Genomic DNA, 22,981 nt, shown 5'->3' with positions numbered 1-22,981 from the left:
AAATTGCTTTTGACTCAGGCCATTCACCTGAGTCTTTTGATCGAATCATTAATTACAATCAGAGCATTGGTTTAGCAATTCATCCGCCTCTTCGAGCATAGGCATTATATTTTCACCAATAAGCATAATGGTTGGCATTTCAAGAGGATTTTGCTCTAGCTTACTCATGAAATTGCTTAAGTTTCCAAACAACATCTTTTCGTCGGGATAGGATACTTTCGAGATGGCACAAATGGAAGTGTCTGCTTTAACACCATTGCCAATTAGTTTATCGATGATACTACCAAGGTTGTTCAATCCCATGTATATCATAACAGGAGTGCCCAATTGAATCATGCTTGAAACGGCATCGAACTGTTTCATGTCGCCATCCAAAGTAGTGCCTGTGCAAAATAATAAGGTGCGGTTTATCGAACGCTCGGTAATTGGAATTTGACAATGGTTGGCAGCTGCAATACCAGCGGTAATTCCAGGAACAAGTTTATAATCAATCTTCTCGTTTCGAAGAAAGCGAACTTCTTCAATTCCTCGACCAAAGATTAGTGGGTCGCCGGTTTTTAAACGAACAACACGTTTGCCTTCTTCAACACCTTTTTTCATTAAGGCATTGATTCTGCACATGCGCTTTATTTGATCCTGCTGATCTTTATAAGTTTTCCCAACATAGATTTTTTCACAACTCTCAGGAAGCATTTCAAGAATTTGTTTTCCAAGCAAAGCATCGAATAATACCATGTCTGCCTCCATTAAAACCCTGTGAGCTTTTACAGTTAATAAATCCGGATCTCCAGGTCCTGCCCCTACAATGTACAATCTATGTTGCATTTCAGTTCTCTTATATGATCAATTCTACTTCTGTGATTTATAGGATCACAAAAGTAGAATATTCTTAAAGAACCTCAAGTAAATTCAGTTTAAATTGTGTCAAGAGGACTTGTGTAAATAAATTTATAATTCAATTTCTTGATTAATTTAGATGAATCAACCCATTTGTAAGCCATTTGTTCATCTTCTAGAAATTCAGGTTCGGGCAGATTGGCTGCACGAGCTGCTTTTTGGTAAAAATCTTTTCGAGTTGGATGCTCAGGAGAGCAAGCATTAAAAACCTCTCCCCAAGCATCTTGCCTGATAATCTCAGATATGATTTTCACACAATCATCCTGATGAATTAGATTTACCGGAACCAAACCATTCTTTAATTTCTTTTTGTTCGATAGAAATCTTCCTGGATGGCGATCATAGCCAATTAAACCACCAAAACGTAATATGGTAGTTTCAAAATCATTTGATTGAGAGAGTATTTCTTCCGCCTTTACTAAAGCTTTACCACTTGCCTTTTCAGGAGTTAATTGAAGCTCTTCGGTAACTTTTTCAAGTGTATTTGGATAAACGGAGGTACTACTAATAAAAAGTACTTTTTTTATGCCATGCTTTTGCACCTCCTGTTTAAGTGACTCTATTTGCTGAGGATAAAAGTTCTCGATATCATCTCGTCGTTTAGGGGGGATACTGCATATAATAATGTCAGTATCAAAAAAGTCATCATCACTACACACCTCTAAATGTGGATTTAATACTACTTGATATGCTTTTATTCCTATTTCCCTTAATTCATGCAGATTTTCCTTTTGCATTATCGATCCTTTTACATCAAAGCCTTGTGAAAGCAGCTTTTTTGCCAAAGCCAAACCTAGCCATCCACAACCAAGTATTGAGATGCGCTTCAAATTAGAAGTGTCTGTCATAGTTCAATGGATTTTATGAATTAGGTTTGTTTTCGTCCAGAATTTCAGTAATGCTCACCAAACAGTTTGCAATTTCACGTTTAAAAGGATGATTTGGCATAATACCACTTTCGGCATCCAAGCCATTTAATATTCCCATCCAAATTGCACTAATTCCGAAACCAACCAAAATGTCTTTCTGATAATTTTTTACAAATACCTGTCTAAACTCTTCAGTAAAATTGTTGAATTTAACCGCGATCTGAAATGCATAACTAGAATCGGTATTATTTTTATTTTCGGTATGATAGTTAATTGTTTCAACAAATGCTGTGGCAAGTTGATTGGATCCAATTTCAATCTCGTCTCGCTTGTCTTGATTGATATCCATGTCATTAACTCCTTTTAGAATCAGATCATTGATATCCTTTGTATTTAGTGAATCCTTTAATAATATAGCGTCCATATTGTATTTGTATTTTATAAGAGGATCTAAAATAGTAGAAAAAACTGTGACTTCGATATTATTTATTTTACAAATGCTTTATTAATTTTGGTTCATACTTAAAATAAACACTATTATAACCTTTAAAATTCACAGATGAAGAAATTATTATCACTTGTTATATTAGGCAGCATTATTGCATCGTGTACCCAAAAACCAGATGTAAATTTGAAAATGAATCAAGTTGCCGAAAGTTACGTGAAAACCGTATTGGAGATTGGTCTTTACGATCCATTGTATGTAGATGCCTACTATGGCCCAAAAGAGTGGAAAGATGAGGTGGAGCAGCGAAAAATGGATCAAATTCCATCGGCTAAGCTTTTGAAACGAATTGAAGAGTTAAGTGAAAAAGTGAAGATGCTTGATGTTTCGGAAAAAGACGAAATGTTGAAATTGCGTAAACAATACCTGTTAAAGCAATTTATTGCAGTAAAAGCAAGAGTTGAAATGCTATCAGGAAAGGAATTTACATTTAATGAAGAATCAAATGCATTATATGATGCTGTTGTTCCTGATTTCGAAGATGAGCATTTTGCAGAAATTATTAATCAATTGGAAAAAGTACTTCCTGGGAAAGGCAATTTAATTGATCGCTTGGCCAAATTTCAAAAGGATTTTGTAATTCCTAAAGATAAGGTAGATGCTGTATTTAGAGCTGCAATTGAAGAATCGAGAAAGAGAACAAAACAACATATTACTTTGCCGGAAAATGAAAATTTCGAATTGGAATATGTTACCGATAAGGCTTGGGCCGGTTACAATTGGTACAAGGGAAACAACTTTAGCTTGATTCAGGTTAATATCGATTTTCCGATTCTTATCGATAGAGCCATTGATTTGGCAAGTCATGAGGGATATCCGGGACATCATGTATACAATTCGTTGTTAGAAAGTAATTTGGTGAAGAAAAGAGGATGGGTTGAGTTTTCGGTATATCCATTATTTAGCCCTCAATCATTAATTGCAGAAGGAACTGCAAATTATGGTATTAACGTGGTTTTTCCACGTGAGGAAAGGATGAAGTTCGAGAAAGAAGTTCTGTTTCCTTTGGCAGGTTTAGATACCGAAAAAGTTGATATGTATTACCAAGTTCAAGAATTAACGCACGAATTGACTTATGCCAGAACTTCTGCCATGAGAAATTATCTGGATGGAAAATGGACAAAAGAGGAAACGGGTAAATGGATGGAAAAATATGCTTTGCGCAAAGCAAATGAATCAACTTTCAGATTTCCAGAAACTTATCGTAGTTATATCATCAACTACAATTGGGGACAAGATTTAGTGAAAGAATACGTTGAGAAAAGAGGAGGAGTGGAAACCAATCCCGATAAGCGTTGGGAGATTTTTACGCATTTAATTTCGACACCTCAGGTTCCAACTAATTTAAAATAACTAGAAACAATCATACAACGCCATTGAAATTCATCAATGGCGTTTTTCTTTTAAAATCACTACAAGTAGGTATATGTTGTTTGGCTGATAAAAACTAGTTTTGAGTAAAATGATTTTTAATGCTAAGCTTATGAATTACCAAAATGAAGAATTGCCAAAAGGTGCAATAAAAGTGGGTAGCACTCCTAGTATGAGTGAGGAGACAGTAAAGCCTGCCATACTAAAATCACATTTAGCCCCCAAAGGTAAAATTGGTTTGTTGGTGGTAGAAGAGGGGCATTGCCAATATGTATGGGAAGATGAAGAAGGACCTGCTTTAGATGCTGACCCGCAACATCCGATTGTGATTTATCCTGAAAGATATCATCATGTAGTAATAACCGGACCGGTAAAGTTTAGAGTGGAGTTTTATACTTTATTGGATAAAGTGATTGATGTAAAACACCCAGAAGAGAAGAAAAGACCGGGACAAGATTTTTTATAATCAAAAGATAATAGGAAAGCCATTAATACAATTTTAATGGCTTTTTATTTACTACTCTTGATATAATGGGAACGAAAATGCAAAGCATGCACCTTTCTGAGAGTCATTGCAAAACCATATTTCTCCTCCGTTCATTTCTATAAATTCTTTACAGAGAACAAGACCTAGTCCTGAACCTTTTTCCTGATTGGTTCCTGTTGACGTATAGGCTTCACCTTTTTTAAAGATTTTCTCGGCAGCTTCATCCGAAAGACCAGTGCCAGAATCTTTTACTTTTACAACAGCCATATCATTTTGTATTTCGCTTGAAATCGATATGGAACCTCCGAAAGGAGTAAATTTAATAGCATTGCTAACAAGATTTCCTAATATCAATTCTATAGAATATTGATCTGCAATGACACTTAGTAGATTACTGTATTCATAATTTAATTCAATCTCCTTTAATTTTGCTGAGCTCATATAATTGTTCACAGATGTTTCGATGAGCTTGTTTAAAGGTAGAATTTCAGGTTTTACTTTGATATTTCCTTGCTGAATTCTTGCCCAAGTTAAAAGGTTTTCCAATAGGTTAAACGCACTATGTGAGGCATTTTTGATATCTAAAATCTGTAATTTTCTTTCATGATCATTTAAGCTGTCGTAATCATTATGGAGAAAGTCACTAAATCCAATAATTGTATTAAAAGGGGATCTTAAATCGTGTGCAATAATTGAAAATAGTTTATCCTTTGTTGTATTGGAAACTTCAAGTTCATTTTTCTGTTGTTCAATGATTTGATGAGCTATTTTCTTAATTCTTGCTCTGTTAAGAAGGATACCAATTAAAACGATAACCAGAAAAGCGAACGCAATTAGAAAATTTCTAATTTGTGTTTGTTTGGAAGTATTTAATTGCTGTAAGGATAAATCTTTTTTTAAGTTTTCATTTTCTTTTTCTTTTAGCTGAGTTTTAAATTTGGTTTCTAGCTCAGCAATTTGCTTTTGTTTGCTTTCATTGAAAATACTGTCTCTGTGAATCAATTCAAGCTCTTTATATTCTAAGGCTTTTTCAAAATTATTTACACTGGAATAATAATAACTATAAGCTTTTAATAAATCACTTTTATTGTAATTGATATTGTATGTTTTGCTTAGTTCCTTGGCTTCTTGTAATGATTCTTTTGCCTTGGCAAACTCCTTTTTTATTATTTGTAAGCGCGCTAGAATAATTAAATTGACAATGAGCTGATTGGATAAATTGTTTTCCCGGTTAATCTTAACAGCTTCATTTAAGTAATAACTTGCATCCTCTATGTTATTTAAAAAGTAGTTAGACTGCCCAAGATTTGCATATGCTTGAGCAATCTGAAAACGATTATTAAGTCTTATGAATGCAGGTAATGCTTTTTCGAAGTAGCTTATGGCTTTTTCATGATCTGCCATTCTACTGTAACATGCTCCAATGTTATTATAGGCAGTAGCGACAGCTATATTCATTTGATTCAGGTCAGAAAGTGCAAGTACCTTTTCAAAATATTGAATTGCCTGTTCTAAATCTTCATTGTAAAGTAGGGTTGTACCAATGTTTAGTGATATATTAAGCAGTTGCTTTTCATTTTTAATACTATCGGCAATATGATAAGCACAGGTGAATTTGTTCAATGCTTTATTATAATCTCCTTGGTTGAGATAATTGGCAGCTATAATATTTAAACATCTTAACTTTAAAAATGGATCATTCATTAGGGAAGCTCCATTGTAAGCTTTACCCAGATAAACAAAAGAACTATCAGCAACTCCTCCCGAATAATAATAATACCCTTTAAAATAGGTTGCATAGTAAGTCTCTTTTATCAGTCTTTTTTCTTTAGCTATTGTTAAAGCTTTATTATTAAAATCCAGCGCTTGTTTTCTTTTTCCTGAATTTATATAAGCATAACACAAATGATTCAAAGCCTTAATTCTTGTTGAATCAATTTGATAAATTACTGCCAAGGAATCTGCTTTGCGAGCATAAAAAATTAGCTGCTTCAAATCCTTGTAATAATATTCTTTAGCCAACTGGCTGTAAATGTCAGCTTTTTGGTCATCCTTAGTGGTAGAAAGTAGCTTGTTTAAGCTATCTACTTTATTTTGGGCTGTACTATAATTTGAAAGGCTTAAACCTATTAAAAGAAACAGTAGGATAAATTTATTCATGAAACCATCATTTGATATCAATTTCTCTATACGCAAATATTGACAACTGGTTTAAGAATTACTACAGAAAATCTAAGATGCCATCTTCGAGGTATGATTATTTATTCCCGGAAGATCGCATTGTTCAAATGTCACTATGAAAATCGTATGATGTTAGTATCATGCGTTAGTGCATCATAAACCATTAATTTTCCTGATAGAACTTCACCAATTTCAAGAATGATTTTAATTGTCTCACAAGCTTGCATACTGCCTATGATTCCGGGCAAAACGCCCAAAACTCCCAATGGGAGGCTTGCTTCCTCTGGTGTTTCAGGAAACAAATCGAGATAGGAGGGTCCATTTTTATAATTAAAGACAGCAACTTGCCCTTCGAATTCTCCAATGGATGCATGAACAAATGCTTTTCCTTGTTTTTTTGTCACCTTATCAATGCATTTTCGTGAGTTAAAATTATCCGTTGCACCTACTACAATATCATATTTAGAAATGATTTCATGTGCATTATCATCATCCAGCATGACTGGATAGCAGTATATTTTCACATCAGAATTCAATTGATTTAATGTTGCTTTGGCTTGCTCAGCTTTCGATTTACCAATTTCATTTTCTCGGTAAAGGATTTGTCTTTGAAGGTTGGAAAGACTTACATTATCAGCATCAACAATACCAATGTTACCCACTCCTGCAGCCACAAGGTATTGAAGGACCGGAGCTCCTAAACCTCCGGCACCTACTACCAATATTTTTGCATTCAATAATTTTTCCTGTCCTTTTTCGCCAATTTCAGACAGAATGATGTGTCTGTTGTATCGTTCTCTTTGAATTTCGTTCATATGGTTACAGTTGCATAAAATTGTCCCAGTCCTTCCAAACTACTTCATATCCTTTGGATTGAATCATTTTTGCAATTTCAGAAGGGCTACGATCATCATTGATTGAGAATTGCTCTAATGATTCTTCCTTGTTCGAATATCCACCCGGATTGGTTTTAGAGCCGGCACTAAATGATGTAGCACCCAGTTGTAGCATATTGTCCCTGAACTCTTCGCTTTCACGTGTTGATAATGAAATCTCAACATGATGATTCAAGATCCGATATGCAGTGATCAACTGTGCCAAGTCCTTTTGAGTGGTTTCATAATTAGGCTGAAATCCACCGGCGTGAGGACGAAGACGAGGGAAGGAGATGGAATATTTACTCTTCCAGAATTTTTTCTCAAGATACTGAAGGTGAAGTGCGGTAAAGAAAGTATCAACGCGCCAATCTTCTAATCCAAGCAAACAACCCAAGCCAATCTTGTGCACACTGGCTTCCCCCAATCTGTCAGGAGTTTCCAAGCGGTATTGGTAATTCGATTTTTTCCCTGCCGGATGATATTTTTTGTAATTGGCTTCGTTGTAAGTTTCCTGATAAATGTAAACTGTATTCAATCCCTTGTGAGTCAATTTCTCATACTCATCTGTTGATAAAGGTTGTGCTTCAAGCGAAATCAATGAGAATTGATCTTTTATGCTATCCATCATTTCCCCAATATAATCGCATCCGCAGTTTTTTTGATCTTCACCACTTACCAATAGAATGTGTTCAAAACCTAACTTTTTAATCTCTTCAGCTTCCTGTTTAATCTCGTTAGAGGTCAGGATTTTGCGATCAAATTTATTTTTGTGATTGAATCCACAATAAACGCAAGTGTTGGTGCAAGAGTTTGAGATGTACAAAGGAATGTACATTTGGATGCACTTGCCAAATCGCTTTTGAGTGAGCTGTTTGCTTTTTTGTGCCATGGCTTCCAAATAAGTAGTAGCAGCAGGTGAAATAAGCGCTTGAAAATCTTGCAAATCAATTTTCTCTTTTTCCAGAGCTCTTTTTACATCAGCTTCCGTTTTTGAGTAGATCTGTTTCCTGACTTCTTCCCAATTGTATTTTTGTATTTCGTTATAGAAACTCATAAGTGTAAGATTAGTTGATTAGTCCAAATCATCAAGAAAAGCAGTTAAAGGACTGCTGGCATTGGCACCAACCGATCGTTCTGCTAACTTTGCTTCATAAGCCATTCTTCCTGCTTCTACAGCCATTTTGAATGCTTTTGCCATTTCTACCGGGTTTGGAGATACAGCGATTGCAGTGTTTACAAGCACAGCATCGGCACCAAGTTCCATGGCAGCTGCAGCATGAGAAGGAGCTCCAATTCCCGCATCAACCACTACCGGCACATTGCTTTGTTCAATGATGATTTTCAAGAAATCGATGGTTTGCAAGCCATTGTTTGAACCAATTGGAGATCCTAAAGGCATTACAGCTGCAGTTCCAACCTCTTCCAGTTTTTTACAAAGAACAGGATCAGCTTGTACATAGGGTAAAACATGAAATCCTAGTTTCACCAATTCTTCGGCTGCTTTTAAAGTTTCTTCTCCATCAGGAAGTAGGTATTTGGGATCGGGATGAATTTCCAATTTAAGCCAGTTGGTTTCCAGCGCTTCTCGTGCCAATTGAGCTGCAAATATGGCTTCTTTTGCATTTCGCACTCCAGAAGTGTTTGGTAACAAATTAACTCCAGGAACATTTAAATGCTGCAACATGTTGTCATTGGCATCTTCAATGTCAATTCTTTTTAGTGCCATGGTTACCAGTTCCGATCCGGAAGCTTCAATGGCTTGTTTCATGATTTCGTTTGAACTGAACTTTCCGGTTCCTGTGAACAAACGAGATTTGAATATTTTATCTCCTAATTTTAAATCATTCATGAGTTTGGTTGTTTAGTGTTTTTAATAAAGCTCCAGAAATGGCAACTCCATACAGTCCTTCTTTGCTTAGCATTTCAATTTCATCCAATAGGATTCCACCAACGGCAATTATTGGAATATGGATCTTCTTTTCATTCATCTGTTTGATGATTTCCTTGTATCCATCAACTCCTACTATGGGACTTAAATTCTTTTTGGTAGTGGTGTGTCTGTATGGGCCCAGTCCAATATAATCTGCACCTCTTGATCTTTGAAGAAGAATATCCTCCATTGTATTGGCAGTTCCTCCAATGATGATATCATCACCTAAAATTTTTCTTGCTTCATTAATAGTCGTATCATTTAATCCCAGATGAACAGCATGAGCACCAATTTCTTTAGCGATATCTATGGAATCGTTAATGATTAAAGTGCGATTAAATTGATTGGCGTATTTCAAAGCCAGGGCAGCTTCTTTTAAGATATCATGCGAGCAACTATCTTTCATTCTAATTTGCACAGCTTCCATTCCTTGTTCAAAAGCCAGTCGCGCTTGATCAGAATGAGATAATTTTGGATGATCTTGTGTTATGTATTGAATTTTAGGAATTGCTCTTTTCATATAAGTTATGAATTGTTGAATGTATTTCTCTGAAATTTGATGATATCAAATCTTGATTTTTAAATGGATCTCTCGTCCAAACTGCTCCCAATACAACAAGCCCATCGAATTGCAATTCTTTTACTGTTGATACCTTGCTTGTCTCTATGCCTCCAAGTGCATAGATTTGGATTGATCTGGATTCTTTCAGAAACATCTTAATTTCTTCCATATTCAGATTTCCCTGGTATCCTGGTTTTGAAATGCTTTCAAAAAGCGGACTCAAATAAACATAGTCGAATGCCTTGTCTAAAGATTTGATTTCCCGAATGGAATGACATGAGGTTCCTTTTCGGATACCTGTTGTAAACTGTTTTGCATGCTCTCTTTTTGCTCCCGAGAAATGCATTCCCTTCAGCTTGAAGTTTGAAAAGACTTCTGTTTCGTTGTGCAATACAATTTTTGCATGCAGCGCTTCCGGGATTTCATCCAGGTAATCAATCAATTCCTGTTCCGAAGCTTCAGGTTTACGAAGATGAAAGGTAAAGTTATAACGATCCAGTAAAGAGGAAACAATTACGGTTTCCCCTTTAAAAAATTCAGGATATGATATCAAACTCAAATCCATTTCCTTAGCTGTACAGTTCATTACCTGCTTGCTCAAATTCTTTGGCTTTTTCTTCAGCCTTTTCAGCCAACTCACGTATCTCCATGGTAGCGCGCATCGAACAGAAGTTCTCTCCACACATGGAGCAGAAGTGAGTGGATTTGTAACCTTCATCAGGAAGTGTTTCATCGTGAAACTTCATGGCTTTTTCACTATCCAATGCCAATGAGAATTGATCTCTCCAACGGAATTCAAAACGCGCCTTACTCATTGCGTTGTCGCGATATTGAGCTCCAGGAAATCCTTTGGCCAAATCGGCTGCATGGGCTGCCAATTTAAAAGTGATAACACCTTCTTTTACATCGTCACGATTTGGTAAGCCCAGGTGCTCTTTCTGAGTTACGTAGCATAGCATGGCGGTACCGTGCCAGGCAATCATTGCGCCTCCAATTGCGGAGGTGATATGGTCATAACCAGGAGCAATATCAGTAACCAATGGGCCTAAGGTGTAGAAAGGAGCCTCGTCGCAATGCTTCAATTGCTCATCCATATTTTCTTTAATCATGTGCATTGGTACATGACCGGGACCTTCAATGATAACTTGCACGAAATTTTCGCGCGCAATTTTGGTAAGATGTCCTAATGCTTCCAACTCACCAAACTGTGCTTTGTCGTTGGCATCAGCCAAACATCCTGGTCGTAATCCATCTCCCAAAGAAACTGCCACATCGTATTTTGCCAGAATCTTACAGATATCTTCAAAATGAGTATAAAGGAAATTCTCTTTGTGATGATGCAGAATCCATTTCGCCAGAATCGATCCACCACGTGATACAATCCCGGTGGTTCTGTGGATGGTCATCGGAATGTGTTTCCATAGCAAACCTGCATGAATGGTAAAGTAATCAACACCTTGTTCGCATTGTTCAATTAAAGTGTCTTTGTAAATTTCCCAACTTAGATCTTCAACCTTTCCATTCACTTTTTCAAGTGCCTGATACAATGGAACGGTTCCTACTGGCACCGGACTATTTCTAACAATCCATTCTCTGGTTTCGTGAATGTTCTCACCAGTAGATAGATCCATAATGGTATCTGCGCCCCAGCGGAATGCCCATACAGCTTTATCAACCTCTTCTTCTATGCTTGATGTAGTAGGTGAGTTTCCAATGTTTCCATTGATCTTTACCAAAAAGTTTCTACCAATAATCATTGGTTCTGCTTCTGGATGGTTGATGTTTGCAGGTAGAATGGCACGTCCCTTGGCAATTTCATCGCGTACAAATTCCGGACTAATGTGGGTTTCAGGAATCTGAGCACCCATGGGACAACCTTTGTGCTGAGCGTATTTTTCCTTGATCTCATCGATGCGTTGGTTTTCACGAATGGCAACATACTCCATTTCCGGCGTGATGATTCCCTTTTTGGCATAGTAGTATTGCGATACATACTTTCCTTCCTTCGCCTTTAATGGTTGGGTACTTACATGATCGAAACGCAAATGATCCAGACTCTCATCCGTCAAACGCATGCGCCCATAATCAGAAGACAAACCTTCCAGTTCTTCTACATCCTCACGATCCAGAATCCACTGCTTGCGAAGTTTAGGCAATCCCTTTTCAAGATTTACCTCAATATTTTCATCCGTATAAGGACCTGAGGTATCATATACCGTAACCGGATGGTTTTTAATTACATTTCCATTTTTATCAGTGGTATCCGCCAATTCAATTTCGCGCATTGCCACATCTATGTTGTGGATTTTACCTTTTACATAGACCTTTTTGGAGTTTGGAAATCCTCCTTGTGTAATGTTTTTAGTTTTCAATGTATTATGTGTTTAATTGATTCTTCTTGATCTAAGAAGGAGCAATTAAACGACAATAATGTATTGCTTATCTCTCCAATAAAGCTGTTGATTTTTTGCTAAAAAAATCATCCTCCTTTGGTTGCTGAAACAATCAAAACTTTGTCGTTTTCCTGAAGTTGGTGAGATTCCCAATCCTGTTTTTTGATTACACAATTGTTCACAGCCACTGCAATACCTTTTTGGTTCACGTATTCAGTCACCGATAGTAGTGTAAATAGCGAAGTACAATCATCCAAAGCAATTGGATTACCATTACAAAAAATGTTCATTTTAAAAAAGATTGCAGGAGTAGAAACAGGAGATACATACATCCCTTGGCAGCATTACTTGCCCAGGTTCATAGGGTATAATCTCAGCCGTTACAGGCACCCCTTGTTAATAATGTTGACAAACTTAAATGAAATATTTTGAATTTCTACTGTAAACGATTGAAAAAATTATTAGAATGATTTTATTGTGGTGATATTCAGCGTGATAAAATGTTATTTATTTTATTCTTTCCCCTTCTTCAATTTATCTTGCTTTGGATAAAGTGTGGTCACCAAACCTAACTGAGAATTCTGTTTGATATCATGGATAATTTCCTCCTTTACTGATAGATGTGTTAAAAATTTCTTAAAAATAATTTATAGTTATTCTAATTTATCAAACATTACACCTATGCTTATTTATGGAATTATTGTAAAAAATAATTGGAAATAAAATTGGTAATACCAAATATCCGTAAAAAAAATTACTTACACATACAACTTATAACGACAAGTTTACATGCTTTTTGTGGGTAAACTTATCTGTGGATCTTATAAATATAAGATTGTTCAAAAAATCACAAATTATGTTTTTATAAGCTTGATCTATCGGGTGTTATGTATGTCTGGAATTTGTGTTTTAAGTTGTTAAAATGCTTAAAAATAGGTAAAATTGCTTATCAAATAAGGATAGCAGTTATTAAGAGGAGGTGGTAGAGTATGGATTATTTGTTTGTGATTTGTTTGGCCATATTGGGGTTTTTTATGGTTTCTATCCTGTCGCGTAAGGCAAACCATTTATCTGATAAGATTTTTACCATTTGGCTTTTTCTTGTTGCTATAGCTGAACTAACCTTCTTTTTATCTTCACAGAATCTATTTCACGATTTTCATTGGTTTTATGAATTAGCATGTGCCAGTCATGTGATGCATGGTGCCGTTTTCTATTTTTATATTTTAAGTCTTGTCGACCCAAACTTTGGTTTTTGCAAGAAGCATTTATTACACCTTATTCCTTTTGCTGTGTATATGGGGTACAAAACAACTACCAAATCATTAGGATTGGTAGATTGTCTTGGGGAAGGTGGTTGTTCTCATTCCGATAATATCTATGCCATTATTTCTGTTTATATGAAATTCTTGATCATTTTGGCCTACGTGGTAGTCGGTTACTTAATGATCTTAAAAGTTCAGAAAAGTGAGACAGTTTTAGGAGGAAATCCGTATCGGTTAAAATGGATCAGTAGTATTGGAAATGGTGTAATAATATTGCTTTCGGCAGTTTTCCTGATAAAATTACTAGGTGTTTTAGGCGTTCATTTTGTAATTGATCAGGTAATGCTGATTAATATTATCGTATCGGTATTCGTAATATCATTTGTTTATATCTATAGTAAGTACTCCTACATATTTGCATATCCTATGAATAATAACGTTGCGATTCCTAAATCTGAGAATACCAATTCAGGGAGCAATTCAGTAGGGGAGAATCCATATGATGAGCAGTTTCAGAAAATTTGCAATTTTATTGAAACAAAAGAAGTGTATAAAGATGGTGATTTAACACTACGAAAATTGTCTGATATGATTGATATGCCAGAACATATCATATCCCAGGCAATCAACCGCAATGCAAATCGATCTTATTCTGATTTTGTGAATTCTTATCGTATTAACTATTTCATCCAACTGATAGATCAAAAAGCTCACAAAGATAAAACCCTACTTTACCTGGCTTTCGATTGTGGATTCAATTCCAAATCTTCATTCAATCGTGTTTTCAAGCAATTCCATGAAATTACCCCTACGGAGTATATCAAGTCCAGGAGTTGTTAATTGCTTTTCTTTGATAAGTGATTTCCTTGACCAAGTTCGTCATCAGCAAGACAAAAGACAGTGCCAGCAAGACTGGCTGGAAGATTCTCCAAGACACAAAAAGAGAACTCCAAGCTCCTCATAAGGTGCTCCAAGACCCAGAAGAAACTTTTCCAAGACAAAAGGCAAGTGCAAAAAGACAGGCTGGTAAAACCTCCAAGACAAGTTTAACTCTTTCCAAGGCCTGAGTCTGAGTTTGACTTTTGTCTTTCCCGTCTTAGCATGTGTCGTGCAAATACAAAAAAGAGGGAATCCATTGATTCCCTCGCATCTGCTAAGTTATATATGTGTCTCTTCTGAATAAATTAGCTTACTGCTTCTTCCTGGGTGTTTTCTTCTTCTTCTTTTTTTCCTGAAACGGTATTCGGCTTTTTTGTGGAAAATCCTAAAACCAAGCGATTACATACTCGAACCCATACAGACAATTTTGCAAGCAGAAGGTTAATTGTGTGAGGTAATCATGCTGAAAAAAGAAAGCCTCAGGTGATTGTCAAAAGTGAATAATCTTTTGAGTTGTGTAGAATGATTCAAAACAGTAGGATGTCATACATATTTTAGAGCGAATCCAATTAAAATCATAAGCGACAGAAAAAGAGAGTGGTAAAAGTGTCAGAAGCCAAAATGATACGGTAGCAAAAGTCCCATATTCCAAAATGCAGCGTGTAGGATTGCATCATTTCCCACTTTTCGGTTGAAATCAAAAATCAATCTAAATCTTATGAGTAAAAAACGAGTTAGCCTATTCAGAAACATTTTGCAGTTTTCTGTTCTTTCTCTGATCATCCTATTCTTTATTGGAAATCAAGTAGGCTTAAGTGTAGTCGATTTTGAGACTTATTGTCCGATGGGGGGAATTCAAGCCATTCTTACTTTAATGAAAGATGGTCTTATTGCTTGTAACATGACCGTAACACAAATGGTTCTTGGAGCAATTTTTATATTCTGCATATTGGTTCTTGGAAAATTGTTCTGTAGTCACCTTTGTCCTTTAGGTACAGTTTCAGAAGCTATTGGAAAAGTAGCTGATAAATTTAAAATCAGAAGAGATATTAATGGTGTTACCGATAAAGTATTAAGAAGTTTAAAATACATTCTTTTATTTTTTACGCTTACCATTACCCTTGAAACCGGAGAATTGTTCTGCAAGACATACGATCCATTTTATGGTTCTGTTACCATGTTTGGGCACAGAGTAAACTTTTTGTTTGCAACAATCTCGATTTCTGTATTTATACTAGGTTCCATCATTTTCAGATTGTTCTGGTGTAAGTATTTGTGTCCGCTGGGAGCAATCTCAAACATTTTCAAATATTGGATTGGAGTTGGAGTTGTTGTTGCCGTATTGTCTTCGATGTACTTTTTCGAGGTAGGTGTTGATATCAGCATTATTGTTGGAATTATCTGCTTGATAGGATACGCTTTGGAGATTCTTAAAATTCAAACAAAACAACAGTCCGTTTTAAAAATAACTCGTCACACACATACTTGTATCGATTGTGGCCTGTGTTCAAGAACTTGTCCACAAGGAATTGATGTAGCTGATTTGGAGACGGTAAAACATCCTGATTGTAACCTTTGTGGCGATTGCGTTTCTGCATGCCCAAAAGATGGTGCACTTACATTAAACGAAAAGATGAACGTGAAATGGTTGCCTTCTGTATTGGTAGTGGTATTGTTCATTTCGGGATTACTAATTGCAAGTCAATATAACTTACCAACAGTTTCTAAGGCTTGGGGAAGCAAGGAAGATATAGAGAGATCAAAGGAATTCACCATTAATCACATGAGTCACTTGACTTGCTTTAGTAGTTCTATGGGATTTGTGCGTCAGATGAAAGAAGTGGATGGAGTTTTGGCTGTTAATACTTATATCAGCGATCACAAAGCGGAGATTACCTACGATACTACAAAAATTGATGAGCTGAGCATCAGAAAAATGCTTTATACCAGATCAAAACAATTTGTGAAGGCTCCACAATTGGATCAGGAGTTGACAGTTCACAAACTTCGTGTTGCCAAGTATCTTACAGAGGCAGACTTGAAGATTATGGCGGAGGCTCTTAAAGATGAAGATGTTTACCAATTGGAGACTCAATTTGATACTGAGGTTAGATTATTGGCATTCTGTGATGCTGATATGAGTGAATCAAAAATTGAGACTTTGATTACTACCATTAGGCATCGCAGAAGTTACCCATACGAAGTGAAGGATGTTGTTGAATCTAATGTGCCAATTAATGGAATGGGTTTGATGAAAAGAACATTTAAGAAGCATGAGGCAATCTTCAACAACTTTAAATCTTATCCAAGAGAGCAGTTAAGATCGGTAATGTTGGTATTGGAGGATTTTCCTAAAAATGAGAACAAGTTTAAGGAGTTGTCAAACCACGTTGCTAAGAAATACAAGGGAGTAGTTGGTATTCAGGCCGATTACAAAGCACAACCAACCGTTCGATTCTTCTACATTCAGAATATGGTCGATCCTCAGGAAATCATCGATTGGATGAGTCAGCCGCAAATGACATTGGTCTACACCAATGGTGAAACCGAGCAGGTTGCAAATCCATACAAATTTAAACTTACAAACTAACCCATACTAAAATCAATTAAATAATAAGTCTATGAAAAGAATTTATTTAATAGCATTTCTTGTTTTACTTCAGTTCCAGCTTTTTGCGCAGGGACTGACAGTAACGGGAACGGTAAGCGATGCAGGTGATAAGCTTGGTATACCAGGTGTTACTGTGCTTGAAAAAGGAACATCGAATGGGGTAACCACTAATTTCGATGGAAAATTTACTTTAAAAGTAACAAAATCGGATGCTGAACTGATGTTTTCATTTATTGGTTATGAAACCCAATTTATTGCGGTAAAAGGTCAGAAAGTGATTAATGTACAATTAAAATCCGCCGACCAAAAACTAAGCGAAGTAGTTGTTCTTGGTTACGGTAGCGTAAAATCACGTGAGGCTGTGGTTGGTTCGGTAGAGCAGGTAAAATCTGATGAATTGCTAAAGCACAGTAACGCTCAAAGTGTTGACCAAATGTTGGAAGGTCAGGTTGCTGGTGTGTATTTGGAATCGGATGACGGAAATCCGAATAGTCCGGTAAGGGTTCGTATTCGTGGTAATAACTCTTTACCAGATTTGGGTGATAATATTACAGCTTCGAGTGAACCATTGTATATTTTGGATGGTGTACCCTTGATTGATGCTTTAAATCCTAACATTGATGACAAAAGAGGTGGAGCCGGTGATGAGCAAATTGTTATCAATCCGTTGGCATTGATTAACCCTGAAGATATTGAATCAGTATCCATTTTGAAAGATGCTTCAGCTGCAGCAATTTATGGTGCTAACGCAGCAAACGGTGTGGTAATTATTACCACAAAAAAAGGAGTAAAGGGTAAAACGAGAGTTTCATTATCACACAAAACTTTACTAAGCAGTCCGATTAATAAAATTCAATATTTAAATACGGATCAATATGTTGAATTGGCATCTGAATGGTATCGTAATTCAACAAATTATACTGAAGATAGAATTGCAGAAGAGATTGGACGTACTGATGTTTATACCAATTGGCGAGACTTAACTCTTCAAAATTCTGTTTCGCATCAAACCAACTTGAGTATTTCTGGAGGATCAGATAAGGTAACCTATCGTCTTTCCTTAGGTTATAAAGATAATGAGACGACGACTAAAGGGAATGATTCGGAAAGTATTACCTCTCGCTTAAGTTTAGATGCAGAATTGGCTAAAGGGATCAGATTATCATATAGTGGTGGTATTACTAGTTTTAAGTCTCATAAATATGCAGCTTTTGCAACATATGCATTTAAACCAAATATCCCGATTTATGATGAAAATGGTGATTATACAAAGGTTGAATTCTATGCAAATCCATTAGCTGATTTAGATCAAAACATTAATGAATCTGATAAATTCTATACGAACAATAGTTTAAGGCTTGATATTAAATTATCGAAAAACATCAAGTCAGAGAGTATGTTTGGTTTGGATTATACCAACACAAAGCAATTTACCTTCTATTCTAAAGAAAATGGCCGAGGTGACGATGATGGGGGTAAAATTAAGGAGACCAGAAAAGAAAACAACAACTGGGTTACATATACACAATTGGTATACAATGGAGAATATAAGAATCACTCTTTTGGGGCAACTGCAGGTATTCAGTTAAAGCATGAGGAAAGCTCAAGTACAACAGCTTACGAAACCAATTTACTTACTGAGAAAATTAAAGTTTTAGGACTTGCTCCAGAAGATGAATATAGTAAGGTGAGATCTTCTGAAAGTGAAGATGCCACCAGGTCATATTACGGAAGGTTTAATTATGATTTTAAGAAAAGATACTTTCTTTCAGTTAATTATAGATCAGATGCTTCATCGTACTTTGGAGGAGACCAACAAGTAGAAAACTTTGCTTCGGTGGGAGGATCATGGACCATCTCGAAAGAAAATTTTTGGAAGGAGAATGATATTATTAATTTCTTAAAGTTAAAGGCATCCTATGGTAAGCTGGGAAATGCTAAGGTTGGATCATTCTCGGCACGAGGATTATATAGCTATGGTATTAGTTCAAGTTACAATGGAAAAATTATAGCAACTCCGTATGCTGCTGCCAATGAAGATTTAGGATGGCAAACTACCTGGAAGTTTAATGTAGGTTTAACTGCTAAGATTCTGAAAAAATTAAATTTTGAAGCGGAATATTATAACAACAAAACCAAAGATGGGATTTTATCATTGAATGTTTCTCCTGAAACAGGTTGGAATAACATTTCTGTAAATACTGCTGATTTTACTAATTCTGGTTTCGAATTTACACTAAAGGCAAGCAATATTAATTTAGGTCCGGTAAAATGGACATCGAATTTCAATATTGGATTTAATGAGAATAAATTGGATAAATTGTCTGCTTATGCTGATCAATTTACTTCAGGGAATGCAGCGCTTATTGTTGGCGAATCTACTTCATTAATAATGGGCAATCGATATGCGGGAGTTAATCCGAATAATGGAAATCCTATGTGGTATACCAAAGATGGTGTGATTACTGAAGATTATAGCGTGTTAAGTAACAATAGTAATTCACAAAAAACCATTATCGGTAAGCGTTCTCCAGATTTTTCCGGTGGATTCTCTAATAGTTTTGGATATAAAGGTTTCAATCTAAACTTTATGATTTCCTATGAGTATGGGGCGGATAAAATGATGCCATATCCTGCTCGCGATATGGAAAAAGAGAAAAACCTAGACATTTATAATAAAAGTATAAACCTCTTAGACAGATGGCAAAATCCTGGTGATATTACTGACATTCCAAGATTAGCCAAAGATGTTTCATTCAATCAAAATAGTTCACGCTATCTGTTCGATCAAACAAATATTGCGTTAAAATCTGTTTCTCTGAATTACAATTTTCCAAAACACATTTGTGAAAGGGTAAAATTGGCAAATGTTTCAGTGGGAGTAAATGTTTCAAATGTTTATACATGGTATAAAGACGACAGCAAATCAGGTAGAAATGGTTTGGCAGAATACCGTTATCCATTCCCGCAGTCACGAACATTTGCCTTTCAGTTAAAACTTGGAATTTAATTAGTCATCTAAAAAAGAAGATACAAAAATGAAAAATATCACATACATAGGACTATTGGTTTTGGGTTTAGCTTCTTGTTCTGATTTTCTGGATATTGAAGATGAAACCAAAATTTCCAATGATAAGTTGTTCTCTACTTTGAATGGAGCAGATGAGGCACTTAATGGAACGTATTATGAGTTAGGTAACGGAAGTTATTATGGAAAAGATATGATTATTGCACCGGAAATTAAGGGAGGAAACCTTAAGGTAAATAACATTTCTTTCGAAAATGCTAAATCATATAATTATCTCCCATCATTCGAGTTTACACATACCGTAAAGGGAGAGGCTGATTACATGAGTAATTTCTATAAACATTTGTACAGAGTAATCAGCTATGCGAATAATGTAATCGAAAATATTGAAAATGTAGCAGATGCAACTGAGCAAGAAAAGGCACAAATTGAGGCTGAAGCAAGGGCCATCCGGGCTTTGGCACATTTTGATTTAACTCGTTTTTATGCTCAGCCATACTCGTATACTGCAAATGCACAACACCTGGGTGTTCCTTATATGCTTAGAAATATACGATATGATGAATTGGTGACTCGTGATTTATTATTTGATAATTATGAAAATATTATTGCAGATTTGGTTTATGCTGAAGGAAATTTAGGTACTGCAATTGGAAATGTAGGAGCAAGTTATTCAAAAGCATATATGTCAAAGCTTGCTGCACAAGCTTTATTGGCAAGAGTTTACTTGTATAAAGGTGATTGGGAGAGAGCAAGACAATATGCAACAAAAGTTATAGAAGATGGAGAGGTATCTCTATTATCTACAGCAGAGTTTGTAGAATCATTTTCAAAACAAGAACCAAGTCGAGAAGATATTTTTATTGTTGATAATAGTGGTAGGAAAATTGGAGCTCCACTTTCGGATATTATAGGAATCTCTGAAGCTCGAACTTCTTTATACTTACTTCCTACAAATGATATTATTGAATTATATAATGATGGAGATGTTCGTGGAGAGTTATTTGATGTTCAAATGGAAGCTCAGTTAACTAAAAAATGGGTAGAGTTTGCTGATCAAGACAATCATATTTCTGTTCTTCGTTTAGCTGAAATGTTCCTAATTCGTGCTGAGGCTTCTTTAAATTTACCAGTTAGAGATGAGGTTCAAGCACGTGCAGACTTAGATGTGATTCGTAAACGTGCTAACCCAAATGCCGAAAATCTACAATTATCAGGTTTTGCTTTGGATGAAGAGCTTTTTAATGAAAGAAGAAGAGAATTGGCATTCGAAGGTCACCTATTCTTTGATATTGCTAGAATGGGAAGAAATTTGCACCGCGTAGATTGTAATGCGCGTGAGAATATAAATATTGACTATCCAAATAATTTGTTTGTTCTTCCTATTCCTGAGGATGCGATTGAATTCAATGACCAAATGGAGCAAAATCCAGGATACTAAACATTGAGAGATAATTAATTTTAATAAAGGATCTTTCCGATACCCCTTGGGAAGATCCAACCATAACCAAAAATCTATTAACAAGATGAAGAAAAATTTTTTGAACATGTTGTGGCTAATGGTAGCCGCACTAATCTTGGCAAGCTGTAGTAATGATGATGATCCTATTATCCCTAAACTTTCAATCACTGCGGATGCAATTGAAATTTCGGAAACTGCTACTTCTGCCCTGGTGGTAAAAGTAAATGCTGATGCTCCACTTGGAACAGCTTATAATGTGGGCATTGCTATATCGGGTACCGCTGTTGAAGGAGTGAACTATCAGGAAATTGCAAAGACTGTAACCATTCCTGCCAACCAAACTTCAGCAAACATATTTGTTACACCTATAAATGTTTCGGCAATTGAGGACAGTAAAGTTGTAAATATTGAATTGCAAGCAGGTACAGGTTATGAATTGTCTACTCCTGCAAATGTAGACATAATAATTGTAGACAATGCAAATCCTCCTTCGGATGCACCTGAAGTATCGTTTGCAACTTCTAACATTGTTACCAATCCATACATGGAGGAGGTAAAAACCATTACTGTTGGTTTGAGCAAAACATTTGCTACTGATTTGGTAATTCCATTGACAATTACAGGAGATTTAGTTGCTGATACGGATTACGAAATTGCTGGTTTAACTAATGATGCAATTACTATTCCTGCAGGTAATGTTTCTGCTGATTTTACTGTAACGATGAAGTATACTGGTAATATTGGAATGGACAAAACAGTAACTTTCGGTTTTGAGACACCATCTGTAACTGACTATGCGGTAAAAGCAACGGAAAATACTGTAGCAATTAATGCTGTTGATCCACAGGTTGATTTTACAAAATGGTTTAATGATCTAAATACTTACGATTACTTTTTCGCAGGTGGTGGAGCTTATGAAGGAACTATGCCTCCATACAGAACTGATTTGGAGGTTTATAGGGTAAAATCTTTATATTGGAACAATGTTGATGCAAAATACTCATCAATGAGTACTTTGAATTTCTTTGCTGCCAATGCTGATGACAGTAACCAATGGAAAGAAGTGATCAATCACTACAATAAAGAATTAGGCTATAAGAATGTTGATATTATAGAACAAGAAAGACATGAAGTTCAGTGTGGAGATATTTTTGGTTTAACAAAGTTCTTCTCTAATGAAGCTACTTATTCAAGAAGTGAAATAAAGACGGATGGTTGGTTAAGATTTGTTTCAACCGATGCTTCAGCATCAGAAGGTACAGTTGTTGTTCCAGAGCAAACTATTACCCTTTACAAGATAAAAGATGGGGTAGATTGGAAAGCTAAAACTACAGTTGATGTTGAAGGTGGAACAGAAAGCTATTATTTCTGGTACGAAGATTCAAGAAATACACAAGGCGATATTTCTCAGTCTTCAAATGTAACTCCAGTTGAAGTTCAAATTCAGAAGACTGTAGGTACTTACAATTTAGCAACAGGAATAGTGGATATTGATGTTGTATTTACATGTGCAGATGCTGACATAGTTGTTGATGAAAAATATGCAACAAAAGATGGGGATACTTATACTATAAAGTTACAGTACACATTCTACGCAGAATAATTAACGAAAGAAAGTGATCGGCATTAGCCGATCGCTTTTATCTATTCGCTTTAAAACAGA

General features: G+C 35.8%; 18 protein-coding genes and 1 riboswitch. Of the genes, 7 read left to right on the top strand and 11 right to left on the bottom strand.

The genetic code is table 11. The features are described from left to right. Window positions 1-48: 48 nt before the first annotated feature. The 3 genes from cobA to M0051_RS09725 all read right to left on the bottom strand — a co-directional run bounded on the left by cobA (window position 49) and on the right by M0051_RS09725 (window position 2,190). Entirely contained in the window at window positions 49-825 is a 777-nt protein-coding gene (gene cobA, locus M0051_RS09735; RefSeq protein ID WP_306741342.1) for a uroporphyrinogen-III C-methyltransferase, read from the bottom strand. 89 nt (window positions 826-914) lie between these two features. Next, window positions 915-1,745 (bottom strand): NAD(P)H-binding protein, encoded by an 831-nt coding sequence (locus M0051_RS09730; protein ID WP_306741341.1) that lies wholly within the window; start codon window positions 1,743-1,745, stop codon window positions 915-917. Between the two features lie 13 nt (window positions 1,746-1,758). Further along, window positions 1,759-2,190, bottom strand: coding sequence for a hypothetical protein (locus M0051_RS09725; protein WP_306741340.1), 432 nt, complete (start codon window positions 2,188-2,190; stop codon window positions 1,759-1,761). A 135-nt stretch (window positions 2,191-2,325) separates the two neighbouring features. On the opposite strand from M0051_RS09725, the gene M0051_RS09720 reads away from it, so the two are divergent. Both M0051_RS09720 and M0051_RS09715 read left to right on the top strand, forming a co-directional pair. Then, window positions 2,326-3,624 (top strand): hypothetical protein, encoded by a 1,299-nt coding sequence (locus M0051_RS09720; protein ID WP_306741339.1) that lies wholly within the window; start codon window positions 2,326-2,328, stop codon window positions 3,622-3,624. A 130-nt stretch (window positions 3,625-3,754) separates the two neighbouring features. Continuing rightward, complete coding sequence (locus M0051_RS09715) at window positions 3,755-4,108, top strand: DUF1971 domain-containing protein (protein WP_306741338.1); 354 nt, start codon at window positions 3,755-3,757, stop codon at window positions 4,106-4,108. Between the two features lie 51 nt (window positions 4,109-4,159). Here the strand turns inward: M0051_RS09715 and M0051_RS09710 are convergent, their stop codons facing one another. The 8 genes from M0051_RS09710 to thiS form a co-directional block, all read right to left on the bottom strand. Next, window positions 4,160-6,289, bottom strand: coding sequence for a tetratricopeptide repeat-containing sensor histidine kinase (locus M0051_RS09710; protein WP_306741337.1), 2,130 nt, complete (start codon window positions 6,287-6,289; stop codon window positions 4,160-4,162). Between the two features lie 134 nt (window positions 6,290-6,423). Then, a complete protein-coding gene (locus M0051_RS09705; RefSeq protein WP_306741336.1) occupies window positions 6,424-7,125 on the bottom strand; it encodes a HesA/MoeB/ThiF family protein in 702 nt (233 codons plus the stop codon). A 4-nt stretch (window positions 7,126-7,129) separates the two neighbouring features. After that, the gene (gene thiH, locus M0051_RS09700; RefSeq protein ID WP_306741335.1) at window positions 7,130-8,242 is read right to left on the bottom strand and encodes a 2-iminoacetate synthase ThiH; all 1,113 of its coding nucleotides are present in this window, start codon (window positions 8,240-8,242) and stop codon (window positions 7,130-7,132) included. Window positions 8,243-8,260: 18 nt separating this feature from the next. Then, window positions 8,261-9,037, bottom strand: a complete 777-nt coding sequence (locus M0051_RS09695; protein WP_306741334.1) for a thiazole synthase — start codon at window positions 9,035-9,037, stop codon at window positions 8,261-8,263. After that, window positions 9,030-9,638 (bottom strand): thiamine phosphate synthase, encoded by a 609-nt coding sequence (locus tag M0051_RS09690; RefSeq protein ID WP_306741333.1) that lies wholly within the window; start codon window positions 9,636-9,638, stop codon window positions 9,030-9,032. The genes M0051_RS09695 and M0051_RS09690 overlap by 8 nt, the downstream gene beginning before the upstream one ends. After that, window positions 9,619-10,266, bottom strand: coding sequence for a thiamine phosphate synthase (locus M0051_RS09685; RefSeq protein ID WP_306741332.1), 648 nt, complete (start codon window positions 10,264-10,266; stop codon window positions 9,619-9,621). The genes M0051_RS09690 and M0051_RS09685 overlap by 20 nt, the downstream gene beginning before the upstream one ends. Then, complete coding sequence (gene thiC, locus M0051_RS09680; RefSeq protein WP_306741331.1) at window positions 10,250-12,052, bottom strand: phosphomethylpyrimidine synthase ThiC; 1,803 nt, start codon at window positions 12,050-12,052, stop codon at window positions 10,250-10,252. The genes M0051_RS09685 and thiC overlap by 17 nt, the downstream gene beginning before the upstream one ends. Before the next feature lie 107 nt (window positions 12,053-12,159). Beyond that, window positions 12,160-12,363 (bottom strand): sulfur carrier protein ThiS, encoded by a 204-nt coding sequence (gene thiS / locus M0051_RS09675; protein WP_171593941.1) that lies wholly within the window; start codon window positions 12,361-12,363, stop codon window positions 12,160-12,162. Between the two features lie 24 nt (window positions 12,364-12,387). Then, a riboswitch (TPP riboswitch) is annotated at window positions 12,388-12,477 on the bottom strand. Window positions 12,478-13,062: 585 nt separating this feature from the next. Here thiS and M0051_RS09670 point away from each other — a divergent pair. From M0051_RS09670 to M0051_RS09650, 5 genes are all read left to right on the top strand, one after another. Next, complete coding sequence (locus M0051_RS09670) at window positions 13,063-14,178, top strand: AraC family transcriptional regulator (protein WP_306741330.1); 1,116 nt, start codon at window positions 13,063-13,065, stop codon at window positions 14,176-14,178. Between the two features lie 757 nt (window positions 14,179-14,935). Then, on the top strand, window positions 14,936-16,807 hold the full coding sequence (locus M0051_RS09665) for a 4Fe-4S binding protein (protein WP_306741329.1): 1,872 nt from the start codon (window positions 14,936-14,938) through the stop codon (window positions 16,805-16,807). 31 nt (window positions 16,808-16,838) lie between these two features. Then, window positions 16,839-19,838 carry a SusC/RagA family TonB-linked outer membrane protein gene (locus M0051_RS09660; protein ID WP_306741328.1) on the top strand — a complete coding sequence of 1,000 codons (3,000 nt, stop codon included), beginning with the start codon at window positions 16,839-16,841 and terminating at the stop codon, window positions 19,836-19,838. Between the two features lie 28 nt (window positions 19,839-19,866). Continuing rightward, window positions 19,867-21,297 (top strand): RagB/SusD family nutrient uptake outer membrane protein, encoded by a 1,431-nt coding sequence (locus M0051_RS09655; protein ID WP_306741327.1) that lies wholly within the window; start codon window positions 19,867-19,869, stop codon window positions 21,295-21,297. Between the two features lie 85 nt (window positions 21,298-21,382). Continuing rightward, complete coding sequence (locus tag M0051_RS09650; protein WP_306741326.1) at window positions 21,383-22,921, top strand: hypothetical protein; 1,539 nt, start codon at window positions 21,383-21,385, stop codon at window positions 22,919-22,921. The last annotated feature ends 60 nt before the right edge of the window (window positions 22,922-22,981 follow it).

The organism is Marinifilum sp. D714, assembly GCF_030851345.1.
GTDB lineage: Bacteria > Bacteroidota > Bacteroidia > Bacteroidales > Marinifilaceae > Marinifilum.
Note: the sequence above shows the minus strand (reverse complement) of the source record. Positions and strands in the feature narration are given on the sequence as shown.

Bases quoted from the DNA above. Each gene is read 5' to 3' on its own strand.
- cobA (WP_306741342.1), bottom strand. From the start codon at position 825: ATGCAACATAGATTGTACATTGTAGGGGCAGGACCTGGAGATCCGGAT.
- M0051_RS09730 (WP_306741341.1), bottom strand. From the start codon at position 1,745: ATGACAGACACTTCTAATTTGAAGCGCATCTCAATACTTGGTTGTGGA.
- M0051_RS09725 (WP_306741340.1), bottom strand. From the start codon at position 2,190: ATGGACGCTATATTATTAAAGGATTCACTAAATACAAAGGATATCAAT.
- M0051_RS09720 (WP_306741339.1), top strand. From the start codon at position 2,326: ATGAAGAAATTATTATCACTTGTTATATTAGGCAGCATTATTGCATCG.
- M0051_RS09715 (WP_306741338.1), top strand. From the start codon at position 3,755: ATGAATTACCAAAATGAAGAATTGCCAAAAGGTGCAATAAAAGTGGGT.
- M0051_RS09710 (WP_306741337.1), bottom strand. From the start codon at position 6,289: ATGAATAAATTTATCCTACTGTTTCTTTTAATAGGTTTAAGCCTTTCA.
- M0051_RS09705 (WP_306741336.1), bottom strand. From the start codon at position 7,125: ATGAACGAAATTCAAAGAGAACGATACAACAGACACATCATTCTGTCT.
- thiH (WP_306741335.1), bottom strand. From the start codon at position 8,242: ATGAGTTTCTATAACGAAATACAAAAATACAATTGGGAAGAAGTCAGG.
- M0051_RS09695 (WP_306741334.1), bottom strand. From the start codon at position 9,037: ATGAATGATTTAAAATTAGGAGATAAAATATTCAAATCTCGTTTGTTC.
- M0051_RS09690 (WP_306741333.1), bottom strand. From the start codon at position 9,638: ATGAAAAGAGCAATTCCTAAAATTCAATACATAACACAAGATCATCCA.
- M0051_RS09685 (WP_306741332.1), bottom strand. From the start codon at position 10,266: ATGAACTGTACAGCTAAGGAAATGGATTTGAGTTTGATATCATATCCT.
- thiS (WP_171593941.1), bottom strand. From the start codon at position 12,363: ATGAACATTTTTTGTAATGGTAATCCAATTGCTTTGGATGATTGTACT.
- M0051_RS09670 (WP_306741330.1), top strand. From the start codon at position 13,063: ATGGATTATTTGTTTGTGATTTGTTTGGCCATATTGGGGTTTTTTATG.
- M0051_RS09665 (WP_306741329.1), top strand. From the start codon at position 14,936: ATGAGTAAAAAACGAGTTAGCCTATTCAGAAACATTTTGCAGTTTTCT.
- M0051_RS09660 (WP_306741328.1), top strand. From the start codon at position 16,839: ATGAAAAGAATTTATTTAATAGCATTTCTTGTTTTACTTCAGTTCCAG.
- M0051_RS09655 (WP_306741327.1), top strand. From the start codon at position 19,867: ATGAAAAATATCACATACATAGGACTATTGGTTTTGGGTTTAGCTTCT.
- M0051_RS09650 (WP_306741326.1), top strand. From the start codon at position 21,383: ATGAAGAAAAATTTTTTGAACATGTTGTGGCTAATGGTAGCCGCACTA.